Raw genomic sequence first — 2,002 nt, forward strand, 5'->3', positions numbered from 1 at the left:
TTATTTCTTCCAATAGAATTTTTGTAAGATCTAATAATAGCAATCTTATTGGTATTTTAAGAAATGAATATAATGATTATCCAGCCCAGTGGTTTACAGAATTTGAAAATATTAAAAAGTTAGAAAGTATATTAAACAAATATAATATGAAAATAGATAACTTCTTTCCTCTTATGACTTTCTCTGATAGGTATGTGAAAACAAAGAACTTTGAGTTCAATAGGATTGAAAAAAAAGATATACAGTCATATAAAGGAATAAGCAATATGCCTTTTTCCTTTGATGACGATGATAGAATTGGTCTTTCGTTCTATGATAATGATAAGCTTATTGCTCTTTGCGGCGCATCTACTATAGGAAAATATCTTTGGAGTATTGGAATTGAGAAGCTTTGTTCAGGTAAAAAATATGAGGGACTTGCTTCTGCTATCGTTAGGAGTTTAAGTCTCATAATTAAAAATGAGAATCCAGAGATTAGTCCAATTTATACTACCCAATTTTCTCATACTGCATCTATAAATACAGCGATAAGAGCTGGTTTTGATATGAATGTTTGTATTTGTGGAAGTAAAATTTAATAATTTATTATTTTTAATATAGGATTTACCCTCTTTACTGATTATTATTTGGTAAAGGGGTATTTTTTTATTTATTTTTTTTTGAAAACGCTTGACAAATGTTTGTTTGTAATGTAATATGAAGATAAATAAACAAAAAAGATAAATAAAAAACATAAACAAACAGAAAAAAGAAAGGAGCTATGGTGAAAAATTATTTTCCTAAAGATTTCTTGCTTGGATCTGCAGCGGCAGCTTATCACAATGAAGGAGCTTTTGACCAAGATGGAAAGGGAGCACAAGTGGCTGATGTACTGCCACATTCTCCGAATGATCCTAGGACTGAGAAGCCGGAAGAAGGAAATCTTAAACATTTAGGAGTTGATTTTTATAATAGATACAAAGAAGATATTTCTCTTTTTGGAGAATTAGGTATCAAGGCATTTAGAACTTCTATATCTTGGGCAAGGATTTTTCCTAAAGGAATTGAAGATGTGCCTAATGAAAAGGGCTTGAAACACTATGATGACATGTTTGATGAGCTTATTAAACATGGTATCGAACCAGTTATCACCATAACACATACAGGTGAAACTCCTCTATACTTGGCGGATAACTATGGTGGATTTTTAAACAAAGAAGTAATTGATTTCTACCTTAAATATGTAGACACTATTGTAAGAAGATATAAGGATAAAGTAAAACATTGGATTACTTTTAATGAAATAAATATTGCTGATAGACAACCGTTCTTTCACCTAGGAGTAGATACTAGAAAGATAAAGTATGACGATCAGGCTAAAGAACAGCTAAATTACAATATGTTCTTAGCAAATGCTAGAGCAATAAAAATCATAAAAGAAATTGATCCTATGGCCAAAGTAGCATGCTCTACTGCTCTTGGTCCAAGTTATCCAAACTCTATGAATCCTCTTGATAACTTGCAAGCTTATTTCGATAATAGAAATGGTTTGTTCCACACGGATGTTCATGTTTTTGGAGGGTATCCAAAGTGGAAAATCAAGCAATTGGAGTCAAAGGGAATTAAATTAGATACAAACGAAGCTGAACTAAAAGATATAAGAGAAAATACAGTTGATTATCTGGCGTTTTCATATTATGTCAGTGGTATTTCTAAGTTTAACGAAGAAGAGTTTGATAGCACTTACAGCAATCAAATTAGTGAGCTAAAAAATCCAGAGCTTGAATATACAGAGTGGGATTGGCCAGTTGATCATGTTGGATTAAGGATTTTGTGCAATGTCTTGTGGGATAGATATGATAGACCACTGTTTATTTGTGAAAACGGCTTTGCCAAGATTGAAGAGCTTGAAGAAGATGAAGATGGAAATCTTACAGTAAATGATGATTATAGAATAAGAGTTTTGAGAAATCACCTCTTGGAGCTAAACAAAGCATTGGCAGATGGTGTAGAGGTGATAGGC

2 protein-coding genes are annotated in these 2,002 nt (G+C 32.0%); both read left to right on the plus strand.

What is annotated here, in order from left to right; all coding sequences use genetic code 11:
* Positions 1-578 (plus strand): hypothetical protein (locus MRZ08_RS07625; protein ID WP_297381323.1); only part of this gene is annotated, 578 nt, incomplete at its 5' end.
* 185 nt (positions 579-763) lie between these two features.
* Positions 764-2,002, plus strand: a 1,239-nt coding sequence (locus tag MRZ08_RS07630; protein WP_297381326.1) for a glycoside hydrolase family 1 protein, incomplete at its 3' end; no start/stop codon positions are given.

The sequence above is a fragment of the Anaerococcus sp. genome (genome assembly GCF_022770135.1).
Classification (GTDB): Bacteria; Bacillota; Clostridia; order Tissierellales; family Peptoniphilaceae; genus Anaerococcus.